Here is a 26,248-nt window from a genome sequence, read left to right as displayed (position 1 = left end):
TTGTCAATAGGTTTCATCGTTTAGGGCGCATTATTTAGTTTCAACCCACTTTTCAAGCAGGTAAACATTCACTGCTGAGATCAGCAGGATGGTGACGATGAAGATCCCGATGCCGACGAGAACGCTTGAAGAACCTGTCAAAGTATTGCTGTCATAACCACCAAAGGGTAGTAAGAACAGGCGTTGAACCTGATCGAATATGAACGAAGCAACAATGATAACCACCAGATAGATAATCCATTGAACAAGGCGAATTCGAGTTTCTGGCAGGAACGCCATAATGGTCACTGATAACAAGTGAACGAGACTGATAAATGCCCAGATAAATATCCCTAAGACAATCAGGAATATCCCCATTTCGACTAACACGGTCATGGGATCACCCGTTGGTAAGTTGATACCCCAACGCGTCACTGCAAGTGCTAGTAAAACAACACCTTCGAAGGCAGCATATATCAGAAATGATAGGCAGGTTGCCAGCAGATTAGCAGTATAAAGTTTAAGGTTGGTGGTTGGCACTGATCGATAGTAGTTATTGACCCAAACACGCTCTTGAATGATCGCCAATCTAACAAAAAACACCAAACCGCCAATTACAGCATAAGCAAAGAGAAGGGTTAAGACAAAATCGACGGTGATTTTTGCTTCACCAGTGAACATCGCTAGTAGGATTGATACAACGGTCGCAACCAAAGTCACGATGAATGTTTTAAATGCTGTTAGTGAACGTTGCCGGGTCAAGGTTCGCATCATTGTCCATGTATTAGTCATTGTTGGTCACTTCCTTCATAGAAACTTTCATAATAGTTTTCAATACCCATGCCGGTTTTTTCTCGCAACTCTTCGGCATTTTTTTGTGCCACCACGTGCTTGTCTTTAATGATGACAACCTCATCCAACACATTGGCAACGTCGCTTACGTGATGATCCGAAATAATCACGGTTGCCGCTGCCGGTTTCCACGCAATCAAGTTACTGATGATCCGTTTGCGCGTCATGCTATCGATACCTTCAAAAGGTTCATCTAGCAGATAAAGTTGAGTTTGGCGGGCAAGGGTCAGTGCAGCGATCAATTTTTTGCGATTACCTTTTGACAGGGCGGCCAGCTTCTGGTGGGAATCAAGATCAAATGTCTTCAGGAAGTTAGCAAACTCGGCTTCAGAAAAATCAAGATACATGTCGGCATAATAAGTGGCAATTTGCTTGAGCGTTCGATTTGGGTTGACGCCATTTAACGACTCACTGAAGCTGCTTAGTTGTTTCCGTTCAACAATACTTTCTGATGAGCCAATTTGAATGGTGCCATGAAAAGTGGTCGCGACCCCGTTTAACAGTCGCATCAATGTGGTTTTGCCGGCACCGTTTGCACCTAATAAACCGATGAAGTGACCTTGAACGAGGTCAAGGTTCAAGTCGTCCAGAATCACTTTACGATTGCGTTTATAAGTCAATTGTTTGACTGTGATCATGTTAGTTGTCATGCTTTACCTCCTGCTCATCAACATAAGCGGCGAATGCGTCTTTCATTTCCTCATCACTTAAATTCAATTCTGATAGTTGGTGATAAAGGCGATCTAATTCTGTCGCAATGACGCGTTTTTTCATATCAATTAGCACTTTCATATCATTTGTGACGAAATTGCCGCGTCCCCGTTTTGTTTCAAGGACGCCTTCCTGAATGAGTTCAGTCAAGGCGCGCTGAACCGTGTTGACATTGACGGTTAGGTCTGCGGCAAGTTGCCGAACAGCCGGTAGTTGATCGCCTGATTTAAGTCGATCGGTGATGATTTCCTGATACAAGTATTGTTTGATCTGATAATAGATTGGGATCTTATCGTCAAATTCCACGGTGTGCCTCCTTACTAGTGTATTAGATTACTAATACACTATACCAAGGATCTTGTGCTTTGGCAAGTTAATTCACTTAAATAGTTGATAGACGTAGTAAGAGCGTTTGTGGTTTTAATTTAGTGAGATCGTGTTAGAATGCAAAGCATGAAGCTTCAAATGAAGGCGAGGGCTTATGCTCATGAAAAAATGGATCAAAGTCATACTGGCAGTGGTCATCGTACTCATCATTAGTGGCGGTGCGTGGTTTTGGATGAATCGCGGGTCGGCACCGTCCACTGCGCGAGCAGCAGGTACGTACCAAACGCCAACATTGTTTGTTCATGGTTTTGGTGGTGGCTATGGATCGGAAAAAGATATGATTGCTGATCTCAGCAAACATCCCGGGTATCAGCAAGTATTACGCTATACCGTCACCAACACTGGGCAGTTGTCCGTGAGCGGTTCTTGGTCTGCCAGTGTGAAACACCCACTGATTGCCGTTGTCTTCAGCAGTGGCCGACCAGATGCGCCAACCTTAGGTAAAATTCTCAAACAACTGAAGAAACATTATGGTATCAAGAACTTCAACGCTGTCGGACACTCAGCCGGTTCGGCTGCTTGGGCAAACTGGGCAGTGACGGCAGATAAGCAGGGGATGCCGCAATTGCGGCGACTAATCACAATTGCCGGGCCGTTTAACGGTTTTCCCGGTATGCCGGGAATGAACGGCGGACAGCATATTACCCTTGCTAAAGACGGCCGGCCTAACGTTATGTCGGATCGGTACAAACCGTTGTATGACAATCGCAGGTATTTTCCCAAAACTGCCGCCGTTTTGAATCTGTTTGGCAACCTAGGCAAGGGGACAGATGGCCGAGTGCCAGTCAATTCAGCACGGTCTTTGCGGTATGTTGTTGCCGGGCGGGCGAAAAGTTATACTGAGCGCGAGATTACCAATAGCAAGGCGCAGCATAGCCAGCTACATGAGCACAACCCATTGGTGAATCGGTATCTGTATGAATTTCTGAATAATGGGAAAATTACGAACTGATTTAATTGAATGAGACATTAAAAGGCCTTCGACAACTTGCTACCTGTCGAAGGCCTTTCGTGTTTTAGTCATGATGTCATTTTGTTAGAGATTGTATTCATGGAGTAGCTGTTGGAAGCTGGGACTTTTTTGGAGAAAAGCCATTTCGGGATCGGCGGTGAAGATTTGTAGGAGTTGCCGCCGAGCTTCAGCAGGTGCGGTCGTTTTCTTGGGCTTGACGAGTGTGAGATGCTGCAGGATCGCTGGTTGTGGCTGGTCAATGATATTAGCCAATAATTCTTTAAGGATTGTGACGGCTTGGCCAGGATCATCACTTGCTTCTGCAATTTTTAGTTGCGATTCAAATGTAAACGGATTGGTGATAGGTATCAAGTTGTCTATTTTTTGGCTCATGTCAGCATAGCGTTTCGCCGTTTCAAGTTGGTGATCAGCTATTCCAACTTTGGTAAGCACATTCAGGACAAGCGAAACAGCGCTCAAACCGGTGCTAAGCAACTTTTCACCGCTGATATACGCTTCCTTGAGTTGACCGCGTTGTAATTGCAGCTTTGGCTTCATAGCGTTATAAGCCACCACTTCAGTTGGTAACATCTTCAGTTGATTCTCGGCATCATCAAAATCTTTTTCCTTGAGGTACAGGTAGAAGAGACTTTGGGCCGCTGCTTGTGCCTGTGGCAGATCAGTGCTTTTTTCCGCAGTTTGATAAATGGCAACAATTTGTTGATACACAGCAGGCCAAGCTGTCTCAGGTATTTGGTCTTTCAAGGTTTGTAAAAAAGCTGCGTTCATCAAGTGCATCATGGTCACTGACGGGTAATGTGCAATCTGCGCTTCGGCGAGATCAACGGCCGCTTGCCATCCGGCATCTTTGGCAGTCGTCATCAGTTTTTCGTATAGGTGGCGACTCTCTTCTGGATCCATCGTGACACTGAAAGTAAGCAGCGTATTAACATCCGTGCCTAAAATGCGAGCCAACGCCGGCAGCAAGGTAATGTCAGGATATGACACCCTTTTTTCCCATTTACTAACAGCTGGGGCCGAAACGCCAATTTTGTTGGCGAGTTCCTCTTGCGTGAGTCCTAAAGCTAGGCGCCGTTCGCGAATCACTTGATCAATATGCACGATCGTTCACCCCTTCCTTATTCACCTTCATTATCGTTGCCAAGGTGAAGGAAAACAATCGCGCTGTTTTCAAGTTTGGCACAGAAAAATTAACTGTTGGTTAAGTTAGTTGAATTGCGTTACCAAACCTGGGCCACCGCCATTATCAGGAGCATGATCCCAAGAATTGGCCGCAAGATAGCTGTCAGCAGGCGCGGATCGAAGCGATTGAGAATACGCGGGGTAATCGCGGCACCAACCAGCGAGCCTAACATCAATAAGCCGCCGACCTGCCAAGCGATCGTGCCTTGGGTGGCGTGCAAAAGGCAGCCGATGACTGACAAAGCAACTAAAGCGTACGAAGAAGTCGCTGCCGCATGAGGCATGTCGAGCCCCATTAACATGAGACCGGCCATGATCGGGCCGCCACCACTTAATCCGGCAACACCAACCATGAGGCCACTAATTGCGCCGAGGACATAGGCGAACCACGCAGGTTGGGTGGCTTTTTTGACTTTGCGCGCGAACGATTGACGTAACATTTGGACACCGAGCACCACAAAAATGACCGCGATCGCCCATGAATAGACGACTTCGGGAATATGTGGCGCTGCAAGACTGCCAATAATCGTGGCAGGCACGGCGGTCATCAGGATTTCGTTACCCGCGTGAAAACGCATATTTCCTGTACGATAATGGCTGTAACACCCAACCGCCAAGGCCGGAATGGCGGTAAATAGCGATGTCGCCGCAGCAGTGCCGGGTGACAGATGCGCGACGCCGGTCATGATGCCAAGGTAAAAAGCACCGCCACCGCCGCCCATTGTCATAATAAATGCCCCGACCAAAAAGCCGAGGAAAAGCAAGATGATTGTCATGTGTGATTCCTCCGTTAACTAATGCTTCTATCGTATCGCATTTATGGATGGAAAGATTGTTAAAATGGCTGCTATTTCAGGCCGCTTTCATAAGCCCTTTTAAAATTTGACGTTGTTACTGAAAATATTGCGTCTTATGATAGAAACCGAAGGGGATTGATCATGGCGAAGACAACGATTGAAGTAAAAGAAACTAATGCTCGGCACGCATTGCTTGTGATCAGCATTGTAGCGCTTATGTCATTTTTGGGGGTGTTAACCGAAACTTCAATGAATGTCACTTTTCCAACTTTGATGCATGATTTTAATGTGTCTTTGACGACCGTCCAGTGGGTGACTTCGGGCTATCTTTTGGCCGCGGCGCTAATCATGCTGAGTTCTGCCTACATGAAAAGAAGATTTACCAACCGACAGCTGTTTGTGACGGCAGCATTGCTGTTCATTATTGGCGACTTGATGTGCGCACTGGCACCAGTGTTCTGGGTGTTGCTTGCGGGCCGGCTGGTTCAAGCAGGTTGTGTCGGTTTGTGTAGTCCTCTGATGGTCAATATTATTTTGGATACTGTACCGACAAGTAAACTTGGTACCTACATGGGCGTCGCGAACCTCATTATTCTGATTGGACCGGCGCTTGGACCAACCTTTGGCGGTGCCGTGGCAAACTTCTTTGATTGGCGAATGATTTTCTGGAGCACCTTGCCTTTTGCAATTTTGTTACTTGTGCTGGGACAGGGAAGAATCAAACAATACTCGCCAACTTCAGATTTTGCTTTTGATTGGCTGCGTTTTACGGCTCTCGGTGTGGCCTTGATCAGTTTGACCGTTGCATTGAATGGTGTCAGTGATCGGAAATGGTTAACTGCGTGTGTGGGTTTATTGATCGTGGTTGCAGCCATGACAGTTTTCGTTTGGTTGTCAAATCATCACGCCAAAACTTTGTTTAAGTTGGATGTTTTCCACGATCCAGGGTTCTTATACAGTTTTCTGCCATATATTCTCTTGCAATTTTCGAATGTTGGGATTAATTTTTTGCTGCCAAACTATGTGCAAACTGTTGACGGGGCAACTGCTTTTATTGGCGGATTAACTCTCTTGCCTGGCAGTGTCTTCAATGGACTTGGTCAGCCGGTTTACGGTTGGATGTTAGACCATTTTGGTGGACGGTTGCCGTTATTTCTTGGCAACACGCTATTTACGCTCGGCGTGCTCGGCTTTACGATTTTTGGCCGCCACATCAGCGTACTTTGGGTCACGATCTTGTATCTGATTTTTGCCATCGGCCGTTCCATGGCTTTTGGCAACAGTACAGCATATGGCTTGAAAGTCATCCAACCTGATGATCAAAGCGACGCGAATGCCTTATATAGCACAGGGCAGCAAGTGACAGGTTCAATGGGGAATACCGTTTTAGCTGGCATGATGACGGCTGTTACTATCCCAGGCTTGTCTCACGCCCAAAATGTTGGGATTGGCAGTCAGCTGGCTTTTGGCCTGCTACTAGCAATTGGCATCTTAAACTTCTGGTTGTTTGCTCGTCTGTTCAAGCTGACAAGTATAAAAAAAGTTGAATAAGGTAAGGCATTTCTGGTTTATGATCTAAAAAACCGCCTGTACTGAATCAGATCAGTGCAGGCGGTTTTTTTAATCTATCAGCTGACGTCAACTTTCATCTGGTAAAAAGCCGTGTTCGACAATCAATAACTGGCGTGCCATCGTCTCAACCACGGACTGCAGATCTTCAAACTTGCGATAATGGCCACTGGCAATGAGTCTGGTGGTGACCGCTGTTTGTTGGGCGATTAAGGAAGAAACGACACCGAAAACGTCATCGACTGACAGGCCATCACGACGAGGCAGCTGTTCAATTTTCTCGCGGAAAATGCGATCGGCTTCAGCGGATATGGCAGTTGTTTCTTGCTGCACTTGTTGTCGTAACGGTTCGGGAAAATGCGGTAAATCAGCATAGGCTTGCATCATCAAGCGGTATTCAGCCGGGAATTTGAATTGCAGTTTCAACTCATACTTAACTGCAGTGGTCATCATGGCAGCCAAGCCAGGGGCATTCTGCCACTTTTGGGGGTCCATGTGATCATAAATCCGATGATAGGCATATTTGAAAGCGTCAAGATACAGCGCTTGTTTATTGCCAAAATAATGGAAGAGCAAGCCCTTAGATACTTGTGCTTGGTTGGCAATCTGATCGGTTTTGCTCTTGATGAAGCCTTGCTGGCCGAAAATTTCCGTCGCTGTTTTGAGTATACGGGTGACTTTTTCGGGATCTGTCACAACATTTTTCATAAGCTCAGATCCTGACGACGATAACCGGCAATACCAAGAATAAATAATACTATAGCGCTAACAACCATCACGATTAGCCATGTGTGATCAACGTTTTCAACCGGTACATTGGCAATCCAGCCAAAAGGTGTGAAGTTGCCTGCGTGTTTTGGCAAATCAAACAATCCCCGGAAAATTTGAACGATCAGACCGGCTCCCATATACAGCCAGAATAGACTGCTTAAGCGTGGCCACAGACCGACTAGTGCGATGCCAAGGGCGATAAACGATATCACAGCCGGAACGCTAGCCGCAAATAGGCGACCGAGGTACTTGAGCGGCAACGGGTGACTGAGAACAGTGTTCCCAGTGAAGAACAAGGCCAGCAGCCCGGCAGAAAGGACGAACACGCCTGCCAGCAGACCAAAGCAATAGTAGCTGACACTGATCGTGGTTCGCGTTGGCTTTTCGGCATGAATGACGCTCAAGTAACCAAGGTTGTCATCGCGTTTGAGTCGGAATGCCACTTGGACGCCAGCAGTCACGGCTAATGCGACGAAAATGCCGAGATACATGCCTAAGAATGACAGGACCATGGTCTGATTGGCAGCGTTGATTTGGCCAACATCTAGTATTTTACGATAAAGCGGATTCGTTTTAAGAATGTCGCCAACGCCGCCGAGCACACTACCCATGACGCCGCCAAACACCACGGCGCCGATTAACCACCCAGCAAATAATCCGCGCTCAGTTCGCCACAGTAAGGCAGGGATCGAGCGAAGCCAGCCGGCAGCTTTGGCTCGGCCGGTGCGTTCAGCAATAATCCCGGCGCCCAGATCGCGGTTGCGGGCAATCATGGTGGCGCTGGCCGCAAGCAGAATACTGACCAGTAAGGCCAAACCTAAAGCCCAGAGGTTGTTATCAGTATAGAAGTTTGCTTTTTCGAACCAACCAATTGGTGATAACCACGTCAGATTTTGATGCTGGATATCGGTGACCAGCCGAACCAAATAAGCGGCAGTCAGCACCATGTAGCTCAACATATTGGCTGTACGTGTGTTATTGGTTAGTTGCGCGAATAGCAACGCAATGGCTCCGAATAGCAAGTTGGCGATCACCATCCCCAGTGAAAACAGGAAGTCGCCGTACAAGTCAGTACCACCCATGTTGACAGCGGCCAACGAGACAAAATAGAGGATACCCATTATGGCACTGTCGATGAGAAGCTCCAGCGAAGCGGCGGTGATGGCAGCCGTTCGCCCAACATTGCGAGCGCGAACCATTTCGAGCAAGCCACTTTCTTCTTGACCGCGGGTGTTGCGAATCATCAGCGGCATAACCCATAAGGCCTGCAAAATAATCATGAAGACGACCATCACACCAGCAAACACAATCGCTGTGTTATACGTGTCCACCTTTGGCATCGCGCCAAACATTGCCGCCATGCCCGGCGCTCGCAGCATTTTGACAATCTCTTTAGAGCCCGAGGCCCCGCCTGCAAAGGCTGCTTCCAATTTGCCAGCACCACTGGCAATCATCATGATCAAAATGACAAGCCAGATGAGTGAAAATTTTAGATTTTGTTTGAGGTTTGCCCGAAGCAGATAACCTGCGTTCCGATTACTGTGCCGCATGGGTCTCACCTTGCTTTCCATAATAACGCAGGAACAAATCTTCAAGCGTAGGTGGCGTTGATTGCATGTCGACCACGGTGTTGGCGGCCAGTGTGGTCATGATGGTGCCAAGCGCGTCTCGATCAGCGGTGAAAACCGCCTTGGTGTGCTCGGAATCGCGATAAGTGAGGTCGTGAACGCCAGCTTGCTTTGCCAAAGCAGTCATTGGGGTAGCGGTGGTGACTTCTATTTTAATCCGCGATAGATGCCGTAATTGATCAAGATTGCCGCTCTCAATCACACTACCATCACGGATGATAACAATTGAATCACACATTCGCTCGACTTCGGACAAAATGTGGCTTGATAGCAGCACACTTTTACCGGCTCTTTTCAGTTTTAAAACTTCTTGCTGGAAAGTCTGTTCATTTAATGGATCAAGCCCAGAAGTGGGTTCATCAAAAATATACAAATCGGCATCTTGCGACAACGCAGCAATTAACGCTACTTTTTGACGATTGCCTTTTGAATAGGTACGAGCTTTTTTCTTCGGATCAAATTCAAAGGCCTTGATTAGTTCATCGGTCTTTTGATTATGCTGGCGGCCATTTAAACGTAGCAATAGGTCGATAATTTCGCCGCCAGAAAGATTTGGCCATAAATAAACGTCTCCAGGAATATAGGCGATGCGTGGATGAATCGCCGCATCATCCCGCCAGGCATCTTTGCCGAAGACGGTCACTGAGCCGCCACTCTTTTTTAATAAGCCTAAAATAACTCGAATGGTCGTGGATTTGCCGGCCCCATTAGGTCCTAGAAAACCCAGAACCTGACCGGGTGCCAACGTGAAACTGACATCTTTTAATGCGGCAAACTTGCCAAAGTTTTTTTGAAGATGGTCAAGTTCGATAATAGCCGTTGTCATTTTTGTCATCCTCCTTAAGGTCAAACTTGAAACACGTTTTAATATGTCGGTGTCTGATCAACCTTTTCGCCTGCAGTATAGTCGCGATTGACTGGCTAGTCAACGAATTATTGACTCGTCAGTCAATAATTCTTATGCGATGATTGAGAAGAGGGGACGACTTGAGATATGGCCCAAGCTTAACGTTTGTTGACAGCAAAAAACCGAACCCTGTTTGACGTTAAACAGAACTCGGTGCGGCATGTTTTTATAGGTTGGGGGGTGAGACTAACCTCAGCTTTCCGGAAAAAAGCCTTGGTGTTTCAAGACTTTGAAGAGATCGCCGCGTTTTGCCGGTGTGGTGTTGGCGGCGCCAATCGCAAGATCGGTATAGCTTTCTTCGCGCGGATCGCCGCGGCGAGTGGCGTAGTAGTGGCTAACAGTGCGGTCAAAGTCAGTCATGGCTGTTGGTGAAGGGACAGGTTCATCATAGTGGTCGGTGAAAGCAACCAATTGCTGTGGCATCCGTGGCTTTTCGTCTGGATCATCGTCGGGAAAACCAATCGCCAGACCAAGTAGTGGAAAGGTGTATTTAGGTAGATGCAACAGCTCAATCATGGCCTGCGCATCATTTTGAATACTGCCAAGGGTTACTGTTCCGAGGCCAAGACTCTCGGAAGCGACAACCATATTTTGTAAGGCAAGTGTAGCATCGGCACTCGCCTGCAGAAACTTATCCATTCGGCCAAGACGATCCAGTGATTGACCAGCAGCTGCTGTCAGTTTCGCAACGCGATTGAGGTCTGCGATGAAAATGAACAGCTCACCATTGCCATTCAGATAGGTCTGGGTGCTGATTTTAGCAATTTGTGCACGAATTTCAGGATTGAGAATGTGAATAACCGAAAACAGCTGCAAGTACATTGAACTCGCTGTATGTTGTGCCACATCCAGTAATGTTCGAATGGTGGCGCTGCTTAAATGCTGCGGCTTGAACTGGCGGATGGAACGATGGTGCAGTTGGTGACGAAGGGTGTCATTGAGATCCAAGTGGGGGTCACTCCTTTGAGTTGATTGGGATTAAGGCTATTTTACATGTTCTGCGCAGAATTGATTAAAAAGTGGGGATCAACTCTAATAAAATTGATGAAGAAGTCATTTTTTTCTGCGTCGAATCCACCAGACAGTTAACACAAAGAGAACAGGAACGACAACCATCCCAACATAAAGCAACCATTGCCAAGCACCTAGGTCGATCTTGGCATGCATGAAACGTTGAAGAAAAGGGAGTCGACTCAAGAACCCTAACAGCAGAATAAACATTGACCAGAAGTAAAGGATCCGATCTTGGCCAGTTAGGCGATGAAAGAAAGGTAAAACGATGCCAACGAGCAAGCCCAGAGAGGTGATAACAAGAACAGTCGATGAAGACAAAGTGATCTCCCAGCTTGATTTAAAGAAGGCAAGCAGACCAATAATGACAACAAATAGCAGACCACCACCAGCATAAAAAGCAACTGTCTGCATTCGAGTTGGATGAATAAATGCATAACTACCAATAATCCACTCGACGCCCCAAACGGCAACAATTGAGATAATGGCAACAATCAACAAGTTGCCAACGTCAAATTTGGTTACAGGTCGCGTTAATTGTGGCAACCAAAAAATCATAAACATCATCAATATCAACTTTAAATTAAACCAAGCAAAATCGGCAATATTTCTGGGAATGGCCTTTAACATTTCAGATCCTGTCCGTTCTGGATCTTTACCAAAATAGGTTTGAGCATTCATACCGCTTTGTTGCGCATCAATAAGGTCCTGAAGAATGGCCAGTAGGTATTGTTCAACGATAAAATCATCACGTAAAAGTGTATGGGCACGCATGTAAACAAGTAAATCTTCATAATAATGGCGATTTTCAGCATTAAGCTGTTTTCGCAGTTGGTTATTTTCATCAATTAATCGCTGTGTTTCCTGCTTCCGTTGTTTCATGGCTTGTCCTCCTCGTTGATGAGCTGATCGACATGGTCTTTCAGTTGTGACCACTGCTGTTGAAAAGTTTGACGCGCAGCCATACCCTCTGCTGTGACAGCGTAGTACTTGCGGCTGGGGCCGTCAGGTGAGGGACGCAGATGACTGATTAACAACCCTTTTCTCTCCATTGTCATCAGGAGTGGGTAAATCGTGCCTTTGGGAATATCAACAAAGCCAAAATCGTTAAGCGCCTCACTGATGGCATAGCCGTAAAGCTCTTCTCGGGAAAGCAGGATTAACAGGCAGCCTTGAAGAATCCCCTTGAGCATTTGGCTATTGGTATCTGTTGCCATCACATGTACCTCCCAACTAATATGCATTGCCTACTAGTAGTATAAAGAGCGTTGACTAGTATGTAAAGCAAAATAGTTGAAGCCTGAAAACTATTTGTTAACTGATCTTAAGTGATTGGCTCAGCGTCATCAGCATGAGCATCGTTTGACATCCAGTCAAAGTCAAACCGGAAAAGCCGATACATAAAAAAACAAGGCTTATTTGCCCTGAAAAGAGGTGTCGCGATATAATGAAAATAATAACAGGGTGGAGTGATATCGGATGAAAATTGGTATGATCGGATCAGGCAATGTCGGACAGGTTCTGACGCAACTTTTCGTGCAAGCAGGCAATGAAGTTGTCATCGCACATCGGGGTTCAGTCGATGCGCTAGAGGATTTAGCGCGCATTCTAGGAGCAGAAGCTGGCACAGTTGAACAAGCCGAAGCACAAGAAATTGTCGTCTTGGCAGTGCCTTTTTTGGCTATTAAGGCTTTACCGGCACCATTGGCTCAAGATCCGATCATCATTGATGCTACCAATTATTTTCCTGATCGCGATGCGTGGATTGCTGAGATTGAACGTCATAAAAAAACGACGTCTCAGGTCGTCGCCGAGCATTTTCAATCAAGTAAAGTGGTCAAAGCGTTTAATACGATTGGGATGACCGTTCTCGCTAGGCTGGCACAACCTGAACAACCAGTTGATCGGATTGCGGTACCGTACGCCGGTGACGATGAACAGGCAAAAAAAGTGGTGGCGTCGTTAATCTGGACGATTGGTTTTGAACCGTTTGATCTAGGCGGCTTGGCAACAAGTTTTCCGGCGCAGGCAGATGGCCCGCTTTTTCTGGTCAACGAAACCGCCCCAGTGTTGCGCCAACATCTGAATCCCGAATAAGCTGATGAAGGCTGTCAGTAGAGCATCTTTTTAACCATGTTGTACCAGATTTCGCCAGCATGAGTAGAGGCAGCACGACCTTCATTTTGAAAGCCTTGATGTTCGTAAAAAGGGATCAACCGTTGTAGACAGGTTAAGGTGATCGCTTGGCGGTTTTGTGTACGTGCGACCTGGGTTAGTTGCTCAAGTAATTGAGAGCCGACATTTTGATGACGATGGCGCGGGACACAGCGAGGCTTAAGACAGCGATGTACGGATCATCGGGCCGATTGGGCTGACTAGTACTGAAAAGATCATCTGTAATCGTTGGTTGATCAGTTGCTGGCCCGACTACGTAACCAACAATCGTGCCACCAGCGCGGGCAACAATGAAGGTGTCCGGATAGTTGGCAATGCGCGCTGCCATGCTGGTTCTAGTGGCGGCTTCTTGTGGCGTAAATCCTGCTGTTTCGATAGTCATGATCGTATCAAGGTCGTTCAATTGTGCTTTTGAAAAATGCAGTTTCATCGTTTTCTCTCCTAGTTAAGGTTAAAAGGTGGAAAAGGGAACGGACAATGATGGATAAGCGATTAGTCAAGATTAGCAAGACGTTAAGCATGCTCTTGCGCCACCATCCAGAAAAATTGGGCTTGGTGTTAGATCAGTATGGTCGGACAGATTGGAAAACATTGGTGCGACGCTTCAATGCGCATTATCAAATGCATCTTGATCGCCAAGTCTTACAAGCTATTATGGCACAAAGCACTAAAAAGCGATTTGCACTGGAAGGAACAACGATTCGGGCGGTTTACGGTCACAGTGTGCCAGTCATGCCGCTCACACCAGCAACTGAACCACCGCAGTGGCTGTATCATGGCACCTCACATCAGGCGGCCACTGTGATTGCTAAGGAAGGCTTACTGCCGATGAATCGGGATTTTGTGCATCTGTCTGAAGATGTCGCCACTGCTCAGCAAGTTGGTGGCCGTCATGACACTCATCCAGTTATTTATCGCATTGCCGCCCGTGATGCAGCTAAAAACGGGATCCTCTTTTATCCCACGAGCAGTCGTGTGTGGCTTGTTTCTGAGCTGCCAGCAAGATTTTTACATCATCTAACTTCATACTTTCGAAGACCGTAAAATGTTTTTCAATGACAGATTACGGTCGTTTTTTTATGTTAGTATTAGGCATACTTAAAAAAGGAGGTATCACGATGAAAGCCGATGAACCCGATGATTTACGGTTAAATCCGAAACAGTTCGCGAACCTTGTTGTTGAATCGCACCAAGTGCCTGACGACAAAGATCCAGAGACGATCGTCAAGCGAAAACTGACGCTCTATCTGACTGCATACTACTTAGCAGAGCGATTTAATGAGCTGCAACAGACGACCTTGAGCCATGCACCATCGCGGAAAAATTACCAGGAGTTGTTAAAAAAGCTCGAAGAAGAACGTTTCCAAGACTGGTAGACTGATACAGAATTAAGCGTCTGTATTAGTAGCATGTGAATATATGAACATCACGCCAGCATTATCTTTTTCCAAAGATGATTCATAACTGATGGACGCCTCCATTGACTTAAAAGGTTAATTTTAAGCCAATGGAGGCGTTTTCTATTTTTCTTGACATTTTTCTTATCGGAAGATCAGTGATTGTTCTTTTAGTGTTCTAAACGGGCTAAAGAGGCGATTTCGTGACGATAATCACGTACTATGACGGTAGAGACAAAAACTTATGAAAAGAGGTTGGGACTATGTTACTCACCGTCATTGCTTACGCCATGATCGTGGTCTTTATGTATGTCATCATGACTAAGAAACTTTCACCATTTACTTCCTTGGTTATGATCCCCCTGCTGTTTGCGATTATTGCGATGGTGGCCGGGGTGGCTAATAAAGGTACGATCGGCGATTTCGTGTTGAAGGGACTCACAACAACTGCCAACACGGGGATCATGCTCTTATTCGCAATTCTGTACTTCTCAATTATGTTAGACGCTGGTTTGTTTGATCCAATCACTGCCCGGATGATCAAAATCGCGAAGGGCGATCCGATGAAAGTCTTGATGGCAACCGCGATTGTTGCGATGGCCGTGTCATTGAACGGGGACGGTACGACGACAACTTTGATCTGCTGTTCCGCATTTATTCCAATCTATAAAAAGCTCAACATGAACATGATGAACTTAGGTGTTTTGATTATTTTGCAGAACACCATCATGAACTTACTGCCTTGGGGCGGCCCAACTGCCCGAGCAATGGCCGTGTTGAAAGTTGACGCTGATATTCTGACATATCTGTTGCCAGGTATGATTCTTGCCTTAGCGTATGTTGTTTTCTACGTTGCACCGCGCATGGGCCGAGCAGAACGGAAACGGTTGGGTGTCCGAGAGTTAACGGATGCTGAAATCGATGAAATGACTTCCGTTGTCGACCCAGAAGTTTCTGAAATTCGGCGCCCGAACTTATTCCTTTTCAATGGTATTTTGACAATCGTCTTGATTGCTTGGTTGGTTGCAAGTTCCTTCATTAAAGCCATTGCAATGCCACCATTGTTGTTGTTCTTAGTTGGAACCTGTATCGCTTTAATGGTCAACTATCCGAAACTGGGCGACCAAAGCAAGCGGATCGGTGCTAACGGTGGCGATGCTGTCCAAGTTGTTATTCTTGTTTTTGCTGCTGGTGTCTTCATGGGTCTGTTCCAAGGTACTGGGATGGCAGAAGCGCTGGCCAAGAGTTTCACTTCCATTATTCCTGATTCATTGGCTGGCTTCTGGGGCCTTGTCATTGCCTTGATCTCTGCACCAGGGACCTTCTTCCTGAGTAACGACGGCTTCTACTTCGGAGTGATGCCGGTTCTGGCTACAGCTGGTCGAGCATATGGGTTCACCAACATGCAGATGGCGCTGGCTTCCTTGATGGGTCAGGCGTTCCACTTACTGTCACCATTAGTTGCCTTCATCTATCTATTACTCCGGTTAACCGGTTTGGACATGGGTAAATGGCAGCGCGAAGCTGGTAAATATGCGTTAGGTGTGTTCGCTATCTTCGTTGTCACGGTGATGTTATTCGGTCACGTGCCATTCTACCTGCCGCAAAAATAACGTCCTAACTGAAAAATACACCGAAAAGCCAATCATGATTGGCTTTTCCCCGTACTATATAACTTATCAACAAGAAAATATTGCGAGGAGGTGTCCAGATGTTTAATTGGCTGCGGCGACGAAAGCAAACACCGTCTACAAAAGAACAAGTGCCACCCCAAATGTCAGCACCGGCCGCGCCGGTTGATGATGATTGGATTGATGTCCCAAACTATTTAGCTGTTGATCCGGCATCAGAACTGACCGTCAGTCTGATTGCCGCAGCAGTCACAGCCGATACAGCTCCTGATGCGCAGTTAGTGCTGAAGCATCTGTATGTCGAAAATCCTGAAGCAAAACGCGTCGGCTTGATCGCCAGCGCCATTGCGGCTGGTGATGGCCATGCCAATTATGTGGTCAAGTCAATCAAGAAAAAGGTGGAATGAAGAAGATGTTGAGGAAATTCAAGATCACGATTGATGGGAAAACCTATTTGGTCGAAATGGAAGAAATTGGCGGTGCGCCAGCCGCCCAGCCTGCGCCGGCCGCACCAGCTACGCCAGCGGCAACGCCGACACCGGCCACACCAGCTGCGCCAGCACCTGCAGCTCCGGTTGCGCCGACTGGGGAAGGTGAAGTTGTCACTGCACCGATGCCAGGCACGGTCACCAAAATTTTGGTTAAAGACGGTGATACAGTCACGGAAAATCAGCCGCTGATGATTCTGGAAGCCATGAAGATGGAAAACGAAATTGTGGCGCCTAAGGCAGGTACCATCGGCCAGGTGTTTGCAACACTTAACCAGAATGTCAATTCCGGCGACAATCTCATCAGCATTATTTAAGGAGGAGGGATGGCATGGAAGCGCTCATTCACGGAATCACCACGATCACATTAGGTCAAATCGCCATGATGCTGATCGGCGCGCTCCTGATGTATCTGGGAATCAAAAAAGAATATGAACCAACCCTTTTAGTTCCCATGGGCTTGGGCGCCATTCTGGTCAACTTTCCAGGAACAGGCGTCTTGACCCAAGTTGTTGGCGGCACCAAAGCAGAAGGGGTGCTTGATGTTTTATTCAAAGCCGGTATCAATACGGAACTGTTCCCACTGCTAATTTTCATCGGGATCGGCGCCATGATCGACTTTGGACCGTTATTACAAAACCCATTCATGCTACTGTTCGGTGCAGCAGCACAGTTCGGGATCTTTGCCACCGTTTTTGTTGCTGTCTTCTTCGGTTTCAATATCAAAGAAGCGGCTTCAATTGGCATCATCGGTGCCGCAGACGGCCCGACTTCGATTTTCGTTTCGAACCAACTTGCGCCAAATCTGTTAGGGGCCATCACAGTCGCTGCGTATTCGTATATGGCATTGGTGCCAATCATCCAACCAATGGCCATCAAGGCAGTGACCACAAAACATGAACGCCGGATTCGGATGACTTATAAGGCAGAAGGCGTTTCAAAGACGACAAAAATTCTGTTTCCAATCATTATCACCATCATTGCCGGGTTTATTGCCCCAATTTCCTTACCGTTAGTTGGGTTCCTGATGTTTGGCAACCTGCTGCGAGAATGTGGGGTGCTCGATCGGCTATCTAACACCGCGCAAAACGAATTGGTCAATATTGTGTCGATTCTGCTTGGGCTAACGATTTCCGTTAAATTGCAAGCTGATCAATTCTTGAACATTCAAACGTTGATGATCATTGCTTTTGGATTATTCGCCTTCATCATGGACTCTGTCGGGGGTGTATTGTTCGCCAAATTATTGAATCTTTTCCGTAAAGATAAGATTAACCCAATGATCGGGGCGGCCGGCATTTCCGCTTTCCCAATGTCGAGCCGAGTGATTCAAAAAATGGCAACCGATGAAGATCCACAGAACTTTGTTTTGATGTATGCCGTTGGCGCTAATGTTTCCGGTCAAATCGGCTCTGTCATTGCCGGCGGACTGTTACTATCATTCTTTGGCGCATAAAAGCGTGAGCTGACCCGGTTAGAAACCGGAGCATAAGTGGCCTCAAGCCAAACTGGCTGGGTCTTGGCCAGTTTGGCTTGAGGTCCTTATGTGCAGGTTTCTGGGCTGGAGATCGCGTTTAGACCCACGCAGGTTACTGCGCTGGTGAGCACGTTAAAAAGGGAGGTACTTCCATGAAAATTGACCCAGTTGCTGTTGAACAAGCGGGTGAATTGATGCTGATCGGTATGGGCGGCGTTTTCATCGTTTTATTCATTATTTATATCGTGGCGAAGTTATTACTGAAATTTGCCCCAGCTAAAAAAGCGGCGAAGTAACATGGCAACTTTAAAACGAATCTGGCTGGCATTGAATCCGCAAGAAGCAGCAGCATGGCAAGCCTTGCTGACGACTGCCGGGTTAGCTGCAGATCGTCAGGTTGACTATACAGTTGGTATTTTTGAAGGAGAAACGTTACTGGCAACTGGTTCGCTTTCCGGTAACATCATCAAGGAAGTGGCAGTTACACCGGCAATCCAGCATGAAAACTTGTTGGCACAGGTAATTCAGGCATTACTGGATCGGCTTGACGATGATGGTGTGACCCACAGCTTTGTCTATACCAAACCGACCACCGTTAAATTTTTCCTGTCATTGGGCTTCAAGCAACTGGCAGCAACCGATGCTGTTGTGTTACTTGAACGCGGTTATCCCAACTTGACCGATTATGTTGCTTCGTTAGAAAAGCAGCGGCGGCCAGAAAAACCAGCGGCAGCGATTGTCATGAATGCCAATCCGATTACGCGTGGCCATGCCTATTTAATTGAGGCGGCGGCCAAAACCAACCCGGTCGTTTACGTTTTCGTCCTATCAGCGGAACGGTCTCTGTTCACAGCCGATGAGCGGTTGGCGCTAGTTAGAAAAGTTGCCGTTCGCTGGCCAAACGTCGTGGTGTTGCCAACCAATGACTATATGGTCTCAAATACTACTTTTCCGAGTTATTTTCTCAAAGAACGGGCAGATGCCGATGTGGCTGCTGTCCAAGCTCGGCTGGATGCCGCGCTTTTTAAACAAGCAATTGCACCCGTATTGGGGATTACTCGTCGTTATGTCGGTGAGGAACCGCTGTCGCCGGTAACGGCCATTTACAATCGGGAACTAGCGGCAACATTTGGTTCGGCGATTGAACTGATCGTCGTGCCGCGGCTCATGATTGACGGCGATGTTGTCAGTGCTACCCGTGTTCGCGCGGCAATGGCACAACAAGATTGGAAAACCGTGCAGCAATTGGTTTACCCAGAAGTTTATCAAGAAATAAAGGAGCGATCGACACATGGAAATTAAGCATCCTGCGACTGCTGGTACGCTGGAATCAAGTGATATTCAAATCACCTTGTCACCGGCTACCAGTGGGGTCGCCATTCAACTGCAAAGCAGTGTAGAAAAACAGTTTGGTCATCAAATTCGATCAGTCATTGAGGCCACCTTGGCCAAGTTAGGGATCGAAAATGTTGCCGTTGACGCGAATGACAAAGGCGCCTTGGATTGTACCATCAAGGCGCGGACGATCGCCGCTGTTTATCGTGCGTCTGACAATAAGACGTTTGACTGGGAGGAGATCAACGCATGGATAAATTAAGAAGAACCATGATGTTTGTGCCTGGTGCCAATCCGGGCATGTTACGTGATGCTCCGATTTATGGTGCTGATGCGATCATGTTTGACCTTGAAGATGCTGTTTCTTTGAAGGAAAAAGACACGGCACGAATGCTGGTTTATTCAGCCCTGAAGACCTTTGATTACAGTAGCGTGGAAACAGTTGTGCGGGTGAATGCGTTAGATGCAGGCGGAGATCAAGATATTGAAGCGATGGTTCTTGGCGGCATTAATGTGGTGCGCCTGCCAAAGACCGAAACTGCTCAAGACATTATTGATGTTGATGCTGTCATCACAGCAGTTGAAGAGAAGTACGGCATTCAAAATGGCACCACGCACATGATGGCTGCAATTGAGTCGGCTGAAGGGGTTTTGAATGCTCGCGAAATCGCACAAGCTTCATCACGTATGATTGGGATTGCGTTGGGTGCAGAAGATTATCTGACGAGTCAACATACCCACCGCTCGACGGATGGCGCTGAATTGTCTTTTGCCCGTAACTATATCCTGCATGCTGCGCGAGAAGCTGGCATCGCGGCGATTGATACGGTCTATACACAAGTGGACAACGAAGAAGGTTTGCGCCACGAAACCGCCTTAATCAAACAGCTTGGCTTTGATGGCAAGTCCGTCATCAATCCACGGCAAATTCCAGTCATTAATGGGGTTTTTGCCCCTGCTTTGGCGGAAGTTCAAAAAGCACGTGAGATTGTTGCTGGCTTGAAAGAAGCCGAAGCTAAGGGCGCGGGGGTTGTTTCTGTGAACGGGCAGATGGTTGATAAGCCAGTTGTCGAACGGGCACAGTATACCATCGCGCTCGCAAAGGCATCAGGAATGGAGGTAGACTGATGGTCAAGAATACACTCAACCGTGATATCCCAGAACCATATGCGGATCAATACGGTGTTTATGGCGGCGAGTTTGCCAACATTAAGCCTTATGATGAACATGCCCGCCACATCAACCCGGTTAAGCCGGATCACAGCAAACTCGTGGCGTCAATTCACGATGCCATTGTAGCAACTGGGCTGAAGGACGGCATGACCATTTCTTTTCACCATCATTTTCGTGAAGGGGACTATGTGATGAACATGGTCCTAGCTGAGATTGCCAAAATGGGGATCAAGAACCTGTCAATTGCGCCAAGTTCGATTGCCAATGTACATGAACCATTGATTGAGCACATCAAAAACGGTGTGGTGACCAACATCACCAGTTCCGGCTTGCGCGACAAAGTGGGGGCAGCAATTTCAAGCGGCATCATGAAGAATCCAGTTGTGATTCGCTCACATGGCGGCCGGGCCCGAGCCATTGCTCGTGGCGATATTCATATTGACGTTGCCTTTCTTGGTGCCCCTAGCAGTGATGAGTACGGCAACATTAACGGCACAAAAGGTAAGGCGACCTGTGGCTCGTTAGGTTATGCCATGATTGACGCAAAATATGCGGATCAAGTTGTTGCCATTACTGACAGTTTAATGCCATATCCGAATACGCCAATCAGCATTCCGCAAACCGACGTTGACTATGTCGTGCAAGTTGATGCGATTGGCGATCCAACTGGGATTGCCAAAGGTGCGACCCGTTTCACGAAGAACCCGAAGGAATTAAAAATTGCGGAGTATGCGGCAGAGGTCATTACCAAATCGGCCTACTTCAAAAATGGGTTCTCATTCCAGACCGGTACTGGCGGCTCTTCGCTGGCTGTTGCGCGTTTTCTGCGGCAAGCGATGTTGGACCAAGACATCAAAGCTAGTTTTGCGTTGGGTGGCATTACCAATTCAATGGTTGAATTGTTGAAGGAAGGCCTTGTCGAAAAGATTATCGATGTGCAGGACTTTGACCATCCCTCTGCGGTTTCATTAGGCGAGAACGCAGATCATTACGAGATTGATGCTAATATGTACGCGTCACCGTTAAGCAAAGGTGCAGTTATCAATCAGTTAGATATTGCGATTTTATCGGCACTGGAAATTGATACTAACTTTAACGTTAACGTGATCACGGGTTCTGACGGCATTATCCGTGGCGCTTCTGGTGGCCATAGTGACACAAGTGCTGCCTGCAAAATGAGCATGGTGATTGCGCCACTGGTTCGCGGTCGGATCCCAACGATTGTTGAAAATGTCAATACTGTTGTGACACCGGGTGCCAGTGTTGACGTTGTCGTGACCGAAGTCGGCGTCGCTATTAATCCAGCACGGACTGATTTGATTGAAATGTTTAAAAATCTGAAAGTGCCGCTGTTTTCAATTGAAGATCTGAAAAAGATGGCCTATCAAATTACTGGTACACCGGAAGCCATCGAGTATGGCGATAAAGTGGTCGCTTTGATCGAATATCGCGATGGCACCTTGATCGATGTGGTTCACAATGTTTAAATTAACCATTTTAGATGGTCCACAAGTTGATCTTGGTCAAATGCTGGCTGCCAAAGATGCTCGCGTGGTTAAAGAGCGAGCGTTGTTGGTGGCTGCACCAACCAATACGCTCTTGCACGTGACTTTGCGCATTCCTGGACCGGTTAAAACTGGTACTCGAATTGAAGCCGTTTTTTCGGCGGTCATGCAGACCTTGACGCAGCAACTTGGCGAGGTCGTTCGATCTTCGGACATTGACTTATTGCCAACTGGACCGGAAGCTTATTTTTTGACCACGCTGTCACCTTTGTCACTCAAGCGGCTCATGGTCGCGTTTGAAAATCAGCAACGGTTCTGTGACTTGCTGGATCTTGATGTTGTCACGTTACGCGATGCGGAACTGTATCAAGTTTCTCGCACGGATCTTGCCTTGCCACCACGTGCCTGTCTGGTTTGCGGCGGCGACGCCAAGGCCTGTGCCCGATCACGGCGGCACGGTTTGCCAGAGGTACAACAAGTGGTGGAAACAATCGTAAAAGAGAGCGCGAGCCAGACCGCTTAGAAACCGGAGCATAAGTGGGCACAAGTGTGATGGCCGGGCTTTGGCCATTGCACTTGTGGTCCTTATGTGCAGGTTTCTGGTCTGGCGAGCGCGTTTGAAAAAGAGCGTGAACTGGCGCGTCCAGAAACCGGAACATAAGCGGACACAAATGTGATGGCCGGGCTTTGGGCATTGCACTTGTGGTCCTTACACACAGGTTTCTGGGTCAGTGAATGCGCTTTAAAAGGAGGACACCCCATGCCTAAACAGAAAGTCCAATTCATGGAAACCGTTTTGCGTGACGGGCAACAAAGCCTGATTGCCACGCGGATGCCGATCAGTGATATTTTGCCGATTCTCGATAAGATGGATGCTGCCGGCTATGCATCTTTGGAAATGTGGGGCGGGGCAACTTTTGATGCCTGTCTCCGTTATCTGAATGAAGATCCATGGGAACGGTTGCGCAAGATTCGTAAGGCGGTCAAGCACACCAAATTGCAAATGCTCTTGCGCGGGCAAAACTTGTTAGGTTACAAGAACTATGCCGACGATGTGGTCACTGACTTTGTCACAAAGTCAGTTGAAAACGGGATTGATATCATTCGTATTTTTGATGCGTTGAATGATACACGCAACTTGCGAACGGCGCTTGAAGCGACGAAGCAAGCAGGCGGGCATGCCCAACTTGCTATTTGTTACACAACCAGTGATTTCCATACGATCGACTACTTCATCAAGTTAGCCAAAGACATGGCTGACATGGGTGCGGATTCAATTGCAATCAAAGACATGGCAGGCATTTTAACCCCACAGAAGGCGTTTGATCTGGTTACCGGTATTAAGCAGGAAATCAGCGTGCCACTGGAAGTGCATACGCACGCCACCGCTGGTATGGCTGAGATGACGTATCTGGAAGCAGTTCGCGCTGGTGCTGATATCATTGATACCGCGGTTTCGCCATTTGCTGGCGGCACCAGTCAGCCAGCAACAGAATCCATGCTGGTTGCGTTGCAAGATCTTGGCTATCCGACTGATGTTGATTTAAGCACGGTCAGTGACATCGCCACTTACTTTGCACCGATTCGCGATCGATTCCGCGAGTCCGGTCAACTGAATCCGCGCGTGAAAGATGTTGAACCTAAATCCTTGATCTATCAGGTGCCAGGCGGGATGTTGTCTAACCTGTTGGCGCAACTAAAAGATCAAGGACAAGAAGCACTTTATGGCGATGTTTTGAAGGAAGTGCCGCGTGTCCGAGCTGACTTAGGCTATCCGCCGTTGGTTACACCGCTGTCGCAGATGGTGGGCACACAAAGTTTGATGAATGTCATGAGCGGTGAGCGTTATAAGTTGATTCCAAATGAAATTAAGGATTACGTGCGCGGCCTTTATGGTCGGCCGCCAGTGGCAATTGCACCCGAAATGGTGAAAAAGATCATTGGTGATGCACCGGTTGTCACACAACGTCCCGCGGATTTAATCAAGCCGCAAATGCCTGAGTTCCGTCAAGCGATTGCGCAATATGCGCACGACGAAGAGGATGTCTTAAGCTATGCTTTGTTCCCAGATCAAGCTAAAGATTTTCTTGGCCGGCGCGAAGATCCGTTTTATGATGTGCCGGAGCAGAAGGTGTCGCTAAGTTTTGAGCCGACGCATGATTGATCTGATGTTGACCGTCGTTGCGTGAGCCTGCTACACTAGTTGCCAGTTGTTCCTAGCTTCATTTCCCTTAAGCCGTTAACACCCCCGTTAACGGCTTTTTTGCTATAATAGGCCACGAAGCGAGGGGGAACGACCGATGAATCAAGTGGTGCCAGCAGTCAAAAGGAATCTGGATCTTTCGGAGAATCGGCCGATTAAAGAGGCGGTGTACGAAGCGCTTCGCAAGACGATTTTGTTAGGGGAAATACCCAGCGGCGAGCGTATTAACGAAAAGAATTTGTCCGAAAATCTCAATATCAGTCGGACACCGATTCGGTATGCGCTTGAACGATTAGATGAAGAAGATCTGGTCGAACGTAAAACCGGTATCGGTGTCATTGTGAAGGGCATTTCGATCAACGATGCCTACGAGATTTTTGATATTCGCAAGGAATTAGATGTTTTAGCAACACGTAAGGCAATGCGGCTAATGACGCCGGCTCAATTTAAACAGATGCGTGCGCTTCTGGAAGAAACGGATCGGTTGAATGATGCTGGCCGGGTGCCTGAAGTCATGGCCAAATTTACCGAGTTTAATAACTTTATTTACGATGCCAGCCATATGTTGCGCCTGAAAATGATTGTCAACCAATTACAAAATTACTTGATCTATTTTCGTGACATCAGTATTAACGGGGATGATCGGCGTAATCTTGCGATTCAGGAACATTGGCTGATTTATCGGGGGATGTTAAACCGCGATGATGATCAAATCAAACTGATCACTCGTGAACATTTGGGCCACTCATTGCAATATATTCTGAAAGTTATGAAGGCAAAGAACATTGAATGAACAAACAATCGCCCAAGCAGCGGTCACGAGTCTGCGGGCAGAGGTTTTGCTTGCGCCGAAGCCGGGCTTAGTTGATCCGGAGTCCAATGGCGCTCATCGCGATATGAACGTCACCACCTTTGAGGCCAGCATTCATGCGCTGGCCCCTTATTTTGGTCAGTATCTGCATGCTGGATTAACGGCGGCAACGGTACCACAGTTGTACCAGCAATTGCGGACGATCGGGGTAAAGGCTGAAAAAGCGATGATGACAGCTACAGTAGGTGTGAATACGCATCGCGGGGCTAATTTTTCTTTTGGGTTTTTACTGGGTGCTTTGGGATGGTTGTTGCAAAAGCAAAGTATTAAGCAGTTAGTCATGCATGATTTTGCCCCGCTTTTTCCGGCAGTGGCGCAAATTGCGCAAGGCGTGAGCGGCGATTTTCGCGATCTCAGTGAAAAAAAACAGTTGAGTCATGGCGAGGCGTTGTATATGAAGCATGGTGTGACTGGCGTGCGTGGCGAGGCGTTAGCCGGCTACCCGACGATCCGGACGGTGATCCTGCCTTACTTACGGCAAACCACGACACGCGGCGATCTGCGCTATCTACAGCTGATGGTTCATCTGATGGCACAAGTTGAAGATGCTAATGTGTTGCACCGTGGGGGGCCAGCTGGGTTACGGTTTGTTCAGGATGCGGCCAAAGCGTTGTTACATGTCCCGGCGTCCCGGCTACCTAATGGGTTGCGCGCTTTAAACGCCGAAATGATTGCACGAAATTTGAGCCCCGGCGGCACGGCCGACTACCTTAGTCTGGCGTATTTTTTTGATGCGTTGATGCAGCAAACGGGATGAGTTCGATGTGCCGAATTGATCCGATTGCCATATTTTGATCCGCAATATTAACCACGTCACTGTCAGTTAAACCGCCAACCTTGCCGCGAATCGGTGGCAGCATCTGACCACTGGGTGTTTGCAGGTTAAGCTGGGCTGTTACTGTTTGGCCTTCTGCATAGGCTTGTAGCAAGATTGCGCGAATGACCGCTTGATCCTGAAGGGGTAGCGGGGGATAAACCAGCGCTTCGCTTTTAGATTGCTTCTTTAAAGCGGCTGTATGATCAGAAAGATAGTAGCCTTGCCATTTACGCATGCCGCGATCAAAGTAACGATTTGCGAAAAAATCCGCCACCATGGCATCGAATCTTTCGGTGCCGATTTTTTCTTCATAAGTCATGATGATCACCTCAAATCGATTATACGAACATATGTTTGCTTCGACAAGAGGGAACCACCGCTTTTTAAATGTTACAAAAAGATGACAGTG

General features: G+C 47.5%; 30 protein-coding genes and 1 pseudogene. 18 read left to right on the top strand and 13 right to left on the bottom strand.

All coding sequences use genetic code 11. From position 1 onward, the window contains the following. Positions 1-30: 30 nt before the first annotated feature. The 3 genes from ACWPAB_RS11525 to ACWPAB_RS11515 are packed head-to-tail and all read right to left on the bottom strand — an operon-like array spanning position 31 to position 1,848. Positions 31-771 (bottom strand): hypothetical protein, encoded by a 741-nt coding sequence (locus ACWPAB_RS11525; RefSeq protein ID WP_003566231.1) that lies wholly within the window; start codon positions 769-771, stop codon positions 31-33. Continuing rightward, entirely contained in the window at positions 768-1,481 is a 714-nt protein-coding gene (locus ACWPAB_RS11520; RefSeq protein WP_003579922.1) for an ATP-binding cassette domain-containing protein, read from the bottom strand. The genes ACWPAB_RS11525 and ACWPAB_RS11520 overlap by 4 nt, the downstream gene beginning before the upstream one ends. Then, the gene (locus ACWPAB_RS11515; RefSeq protein ID WP_003566227.1) at positions 1,471-1,848 is read right to left on the bottom strand and encodes a GntR family transcriptional regulator; all 378 of its coding nucleotides are present in this window, start codon (positions 1,846-1,848) and stop codon (positions 1,471-1,473) included. The genes ACWPAB_RS11520 and ACWPAB_RS11515 overlap by 11 nt, the downstream gene beginning before the upstream one ends. 175 nt (positions 1,849-2,023) lie before the next feature. Here ACWPAB_RS11515 and ACWPAB_RS11510 point away from each other — a divergent pair, with 175 nt between their 5' ends. Next, entirely contained in the window at positions 2,024-2,881 is an 858-nt protein-coding gene (locus tag ACWPAB_RS11510; RefSeq protein ID WP_003579921.1) for an alpha/beta fold hydrolase, read from the top strand. 84 nt (positions 2,882-2,965) lie between these two features. Here the strand turns inward: ACWPAB_RS11510 and ACWPAB_RS11505 are convergent, their stop codons facing one another. After that, on the bottom strand, positions 2,966-4,003 hold the full coding sequence (locus ACWPAB_RS11505) for a helix-turn-helix domain-containing protein (RefSeq protein WP_003579918.1): 1,038 nt from the start codon (positions 4,001-4,003) through the stop codon (positions 2,966-2,968). A 119-nt stretch (positions 4,004-4,122) separates the two neighbouring features. Next, positions 4,123-4,860 (bottom strand): sulfite exporter TauE/SafE family protein, encoded by a 738-nt coding sequence (locus tag ACWPAB_RS11500; protein WP_003566220.1) that lies wholly within the window; start codon positions 4,858-4,860, stop codon positions 4,123-4,125. A gap of 162 nt (positions 4,861-5,022) precedes the next feature. On the opposite strand from ACWPAB_RS11500, the gene ACWPAB_RS11495 reads away from it, so the two are divergent. Continuing rightward, positions 5,023-6,432, top strand: a complete 1,410-nt coding sequence (locus ACWPAB_RS11495) for an MFS transporter (RefSeq protein WP_003579915.1) — start codon at positions 5,023-5,025, stop codon at positions 6,430-6,432. Positions 6,433-6,519: 87 nt separating this feature from the next. On the opposite strand, the gene ACWPAB_RS11490 is transcribed toward ACWPAB_RS11495, so the two are convergent. The 6 genes from ACWPAB_RS11490 to ACWPAB_RS11465 all read right to left on the bottom strand — a co-directional run bounded on the left by ACWPAB_RS11490 (position 6,520) and on the right by ACWPAB_RS11465 (position 11,984). Continuing rightward, on the bottom strand, positions 6,520-7,158 hold the full coding sequence (locus ACWPAB_RS11490; protein WP_003579913.1) for a TetR/AcrR family transcriptional regulator: 639 nt from the start codon (positions 7,156-7,158) through the stop codon (positions 6,520-6,522). Further along, positions 7,155-8,771: an ABC transporter permease gene (locus tag ACWPAB_RS11485; protein WP_003579910.1), complete on the bottom strand. Its 1,617-nt coding sequence runs from the start codon at positions 8,769-8,771 to the stop codon at positions 7,155-7,157. Before ACWPAB_RS11485 ends, ACWPAB_RS11490 begins: the two co-directional genes overlap by 4 nt. Beyond that, positions 8,758-9,675 (bottom strand): ABC transporter ATP-binding protein, encoded by a 918-nt coding sequence (locus ACWPAB_RS11480; protein ID WP_003570727.1) that lies wholly within the window; start codon positions 9,673-9,675, stop codon positions 8,758-8,760. The genes ACWPAB_RS11485 and ACWPAB_RS11480 overlap by 14 nt, the downstream gene beginning before the upstream one ends. A gap of 273 nt (positions 9,676-9,948) precedes the next feature. Next, complete coding sequence (locus ACWPAB_RS11475; RefSeq protein WP_003584933.1) at positions 9,949-10,704, bottom strand: NADPH-dependent oxidoreductase; 756 nt, start codon at positions 10,702-10,704, stop codon at positions 9,949-9,951. A gap of 105 nt (positions 10,705-10,809) precedes the next feature. Further along, a complete protein-coding gene (locus ACWPAB_RS11470) occupies positions 10,810-11,649 on the bottom strand; it encodes a hypothetical protein (RefSeq protein ID WP_016382185.1) in 840 nt (279 codons plus the stop codon). Then, entirely contained in the window at positions 11,646-11,984 is a 339-nt protein-coding gene (locus ACWPAB_RS11465) for a PadR family transcriptional regulator (protein WP_003566205.1), read from the bottom strand. The genes ACWPAB_RS11470 and ACWPAB_RS11465 overlap by 4 nt, the downstream gene beginning before the upstream one ends. 262 nt (positions 11,985-12,246) lie before the next feature. Here ACWPAB_RS11465 and ACWPAB_RS11460 point away from each other — a divergent pair, with 262 nt between their 5' ends. Then, positions 12,247-12,864 carry an NADPH-dependent F420 reductase gene (locus tag ACWPAB_RS11460; protein WP_003584931.1) on the top strand — a complete coding sequence of 206 codons (618 nt, stop codon included), beginning with the start codon at positions 12,247-12,249 and terminating at the stop codon, positions 12,862-12,864. Between the two features lie 14 nt (positions 12,865-12,878). Here ACWPAB_RS11460 and ACWPAB_RS11455 read toward each other — a convergent pair. Continuing rightward, positions 12,879-13,372: pseudogene (locus ACWPAB_RS11455) on the bottom strand (GNAT family N-acetyltransferase). A 47-nt stretch (positions 13,373-13,419) separates the two neighbouring features. On the opposite strand from ACWPAB_RS11455, the gene ACWPAB_RS11450 reads away from it, so the two are divergent. From ACWPAB_RS11450 to citG, 15 genes are all read left to right on the top strand, one after another. Next, entirely contained in the window at positions 13,420-13,986 is a 567-nt protein-coding gene (locus ACWPAB_RS11450; RefSeq protein WP_003579855.1) for an RNA 2'-phosphotransferase, read from the top strand. A 74-nt stretch (positions 13,987-14,060) separates the two neighbouring features. Then, positions 14,061-14,318, top strand: coding sequence for a hypothetical protein (locus tag ACWPAB_RS11445; protein WP_003566197.1), 258 nt, complete (start codon positions 14,061-14,063; stop codon positions 14,316-14,318). A gap of 284 nt (positions 14,319-14,602) precedes the next feature. Continuing rightward, positions 14,603-15,952 carry a CitMHS family transporter gene (locus ACWPAB_RS11440; protein ID WP_003579853.1) on the top strand — a complete coding sequence of 450 codons (1,350 nt, stop codon included), beginning with the start codon at positions 14,603-14,605 and terminating at the stop codon, positions 15,950-15,952. Between the two features lie 98 nt (positions 15,953-16,050). Next, positions 16,051-16,377, top strand: coding sequence for a hypothetical protein (locus ACWPAB_RS11435; RefSeq protein ID WP_003579851.1), 327 nt, complete (start codon positions 16,051-16,053; stop codon positions 16,375-16,377). Between the two features lie 5 nt (positions 16,378-16,382). After that, complete coding sequence (locus ACWPAB_RS11430; protein WP_003579849.1) at positions 16,383-16,775, top strand: acetyl-CoA carboxylase biotin carboxyl carrier protein subunit; 393 nt, start codon at positions 16,383-16,385, stop codon at positions 16,773-16,775. Between the two features lie 14 nt (positions 16,776-16,789). Continuing rightward, the gene (locus ACWPAB_RS11425) at positions 16,790-17,914 is read left to right on the top strand and encodes a sodium ion-translocating decarboxylase subunit beta (protein WP_003566189.1); all 1,125 of its coding nucleotides are present in this window, start codon (positions 16,790-16,792) and stop codon (positions 17,912-17,914) included. A 173-nt stretch (positions 17,915-18,087) separates the two neighbouring features. Beyond that, the gene (locus ACWPAB_RS11420) at positions 18,088-18,231 is read left to right on the top strand and encodes an OadG-related small transporter subunit (RefSeq protein ID WP_003566186.1); all 144 of its coding nucleotides are present in this window, start codon (positions 18,088-18,090) and stop codon (positions 18,229-18,231) included. A 1-nt stretch (position 18,232) separates the two neighbouring features. Beyond that, positions 18,233-19,237: a [citrate (pro-3S)-lyase] ligase gene (citC, locus tag ACWPAB_RS11415; protein ID WP_016382260.1), complete on the top strand. Its 1,005-nt coding sequence runs from the start codon at positions 18,233-18,235 to the stop codon at positions 19,235-19,237. Further along, positions 19,227-19,532 carry a citrate lyase acyl carrier protein gene (citD, locus tag ACWPAB_RS11410; RefSeq protein WP_003566181.1) on the top strand — a complete coding sequence of 102 codons (306 nt, stop codon included), beginning with the start codon at positions 19,227-19,229 and terminating at the stop codon, positions 19,530-19,532. Before citC ends, citD begins: the two co-directional genes overlap by 11 nt. Continuing rightward, a complete protein-coding gene (locus ACWPAB_RS11405) occupies positions 19,520-20,398 on the top strand; it encodes an aldolase/citrate lyase family protein (RefSeq protein ID WP_003566178.1) in 879 nt (292 codons plus the stop codon). Before citD ends, ACWPAB_RS11405 begins: the two co-directional genes overlap by 13 nt. Beyond that, complete coding sequence (citF, locus tag ACWPAB_RS11400) at positions 20,398-21,930, top strand: citrate lyase subunit alpha (RefSeq protein ID WP_003566173.1); 1,533 nt, start codon at positions 20,398-20,400, stop codon at positions 21,928-21,930. The genes ACWPAB_RS11405 and citF overlap by 1 nt, the downstream gene beginning before the upstream one ends. Next, the gene (gene citX / locus ACWPAB_RS11395; RefSeq protein WP_003579844.1) at positions 21,923-22,471 is read left to right on the top strand and encodes a citrate lyase holo-[acyl-carrier protein] synthase; all 549 of its coding nucleotides are present in this window, start codon (positions 21,923-21,925) and stop codon (positions 22,469-22,471) included. Before citF ends, citX begins: the two co-directional genes overlap by 8 nt. Before the next feature lie 237 nt (positions 22,472-22,708). Beyond that, the gene (locus ACWPAB_RS11390; protein WP_003579842.1) at positions 22,709-24,112 is read left to right on the top strand and encodes an oxaloacetate decarboxylase subunit alpha; all 1,404 of its coding nucleotides are present in this window, start codon (positions 22,709-22,711) and stop codon (positions 24,110-24,112) included. Between the two features lie 136 nt (positions 24,113-24,248). Continuing rightward, positions 24,249-24,944 carry a GntR family transcriptional regulator gene (locus ACWPAB_RS11385; protein WP_003566168.1) on the top strand — a complete coding sequence of 232 codons (696 nt, stop codon included), beginning with the start codon at positions 24,249-24,251 and terminating at the stop codon, positions 24,942-24,944. Beyond that, the gene (gene citG, locus ACWPAB_RS11380; RefSeq protein WP_003579839.1) at positions 24,937-25,779 is read left to right on the top strand and encodes a triphosphoribosyl-dephospho-CoA synthase CitG; all 843 of its coding nucleotides are present in this window, start codon (positions 24,937-24,939) and stop codon (positions 25,777-25,779) included. Before ACWPAB_RS11385 ends, citG begins: the two co-directional genes overlap by 8 nt. On the opposite strand, the gene ACWPAB_RS11375 is transcribed toward citG, so the two are convergent. After that, entirely contained in the window at positions 25,733-26,158 is a 426-nt protein-coding gene (locus ACWPAB_RS11375; RefSeq protein ID WP_003566163.1) for a hypothetical protein, read from the bottom strand. The genes citG and ACWPAB_RS11375 overlap by 47 nt on opposite strands. Positions 26,159-26,248: the final 90 nt, after the last annotated feature.

This window comes from Lacticaseibacillus sp. 30, assembly GCF_053819265.1.
Note: the sequence above shows the minus strand (reverse complement) of the source record. Positions and strands in the feature narration are given on the sequence as shown.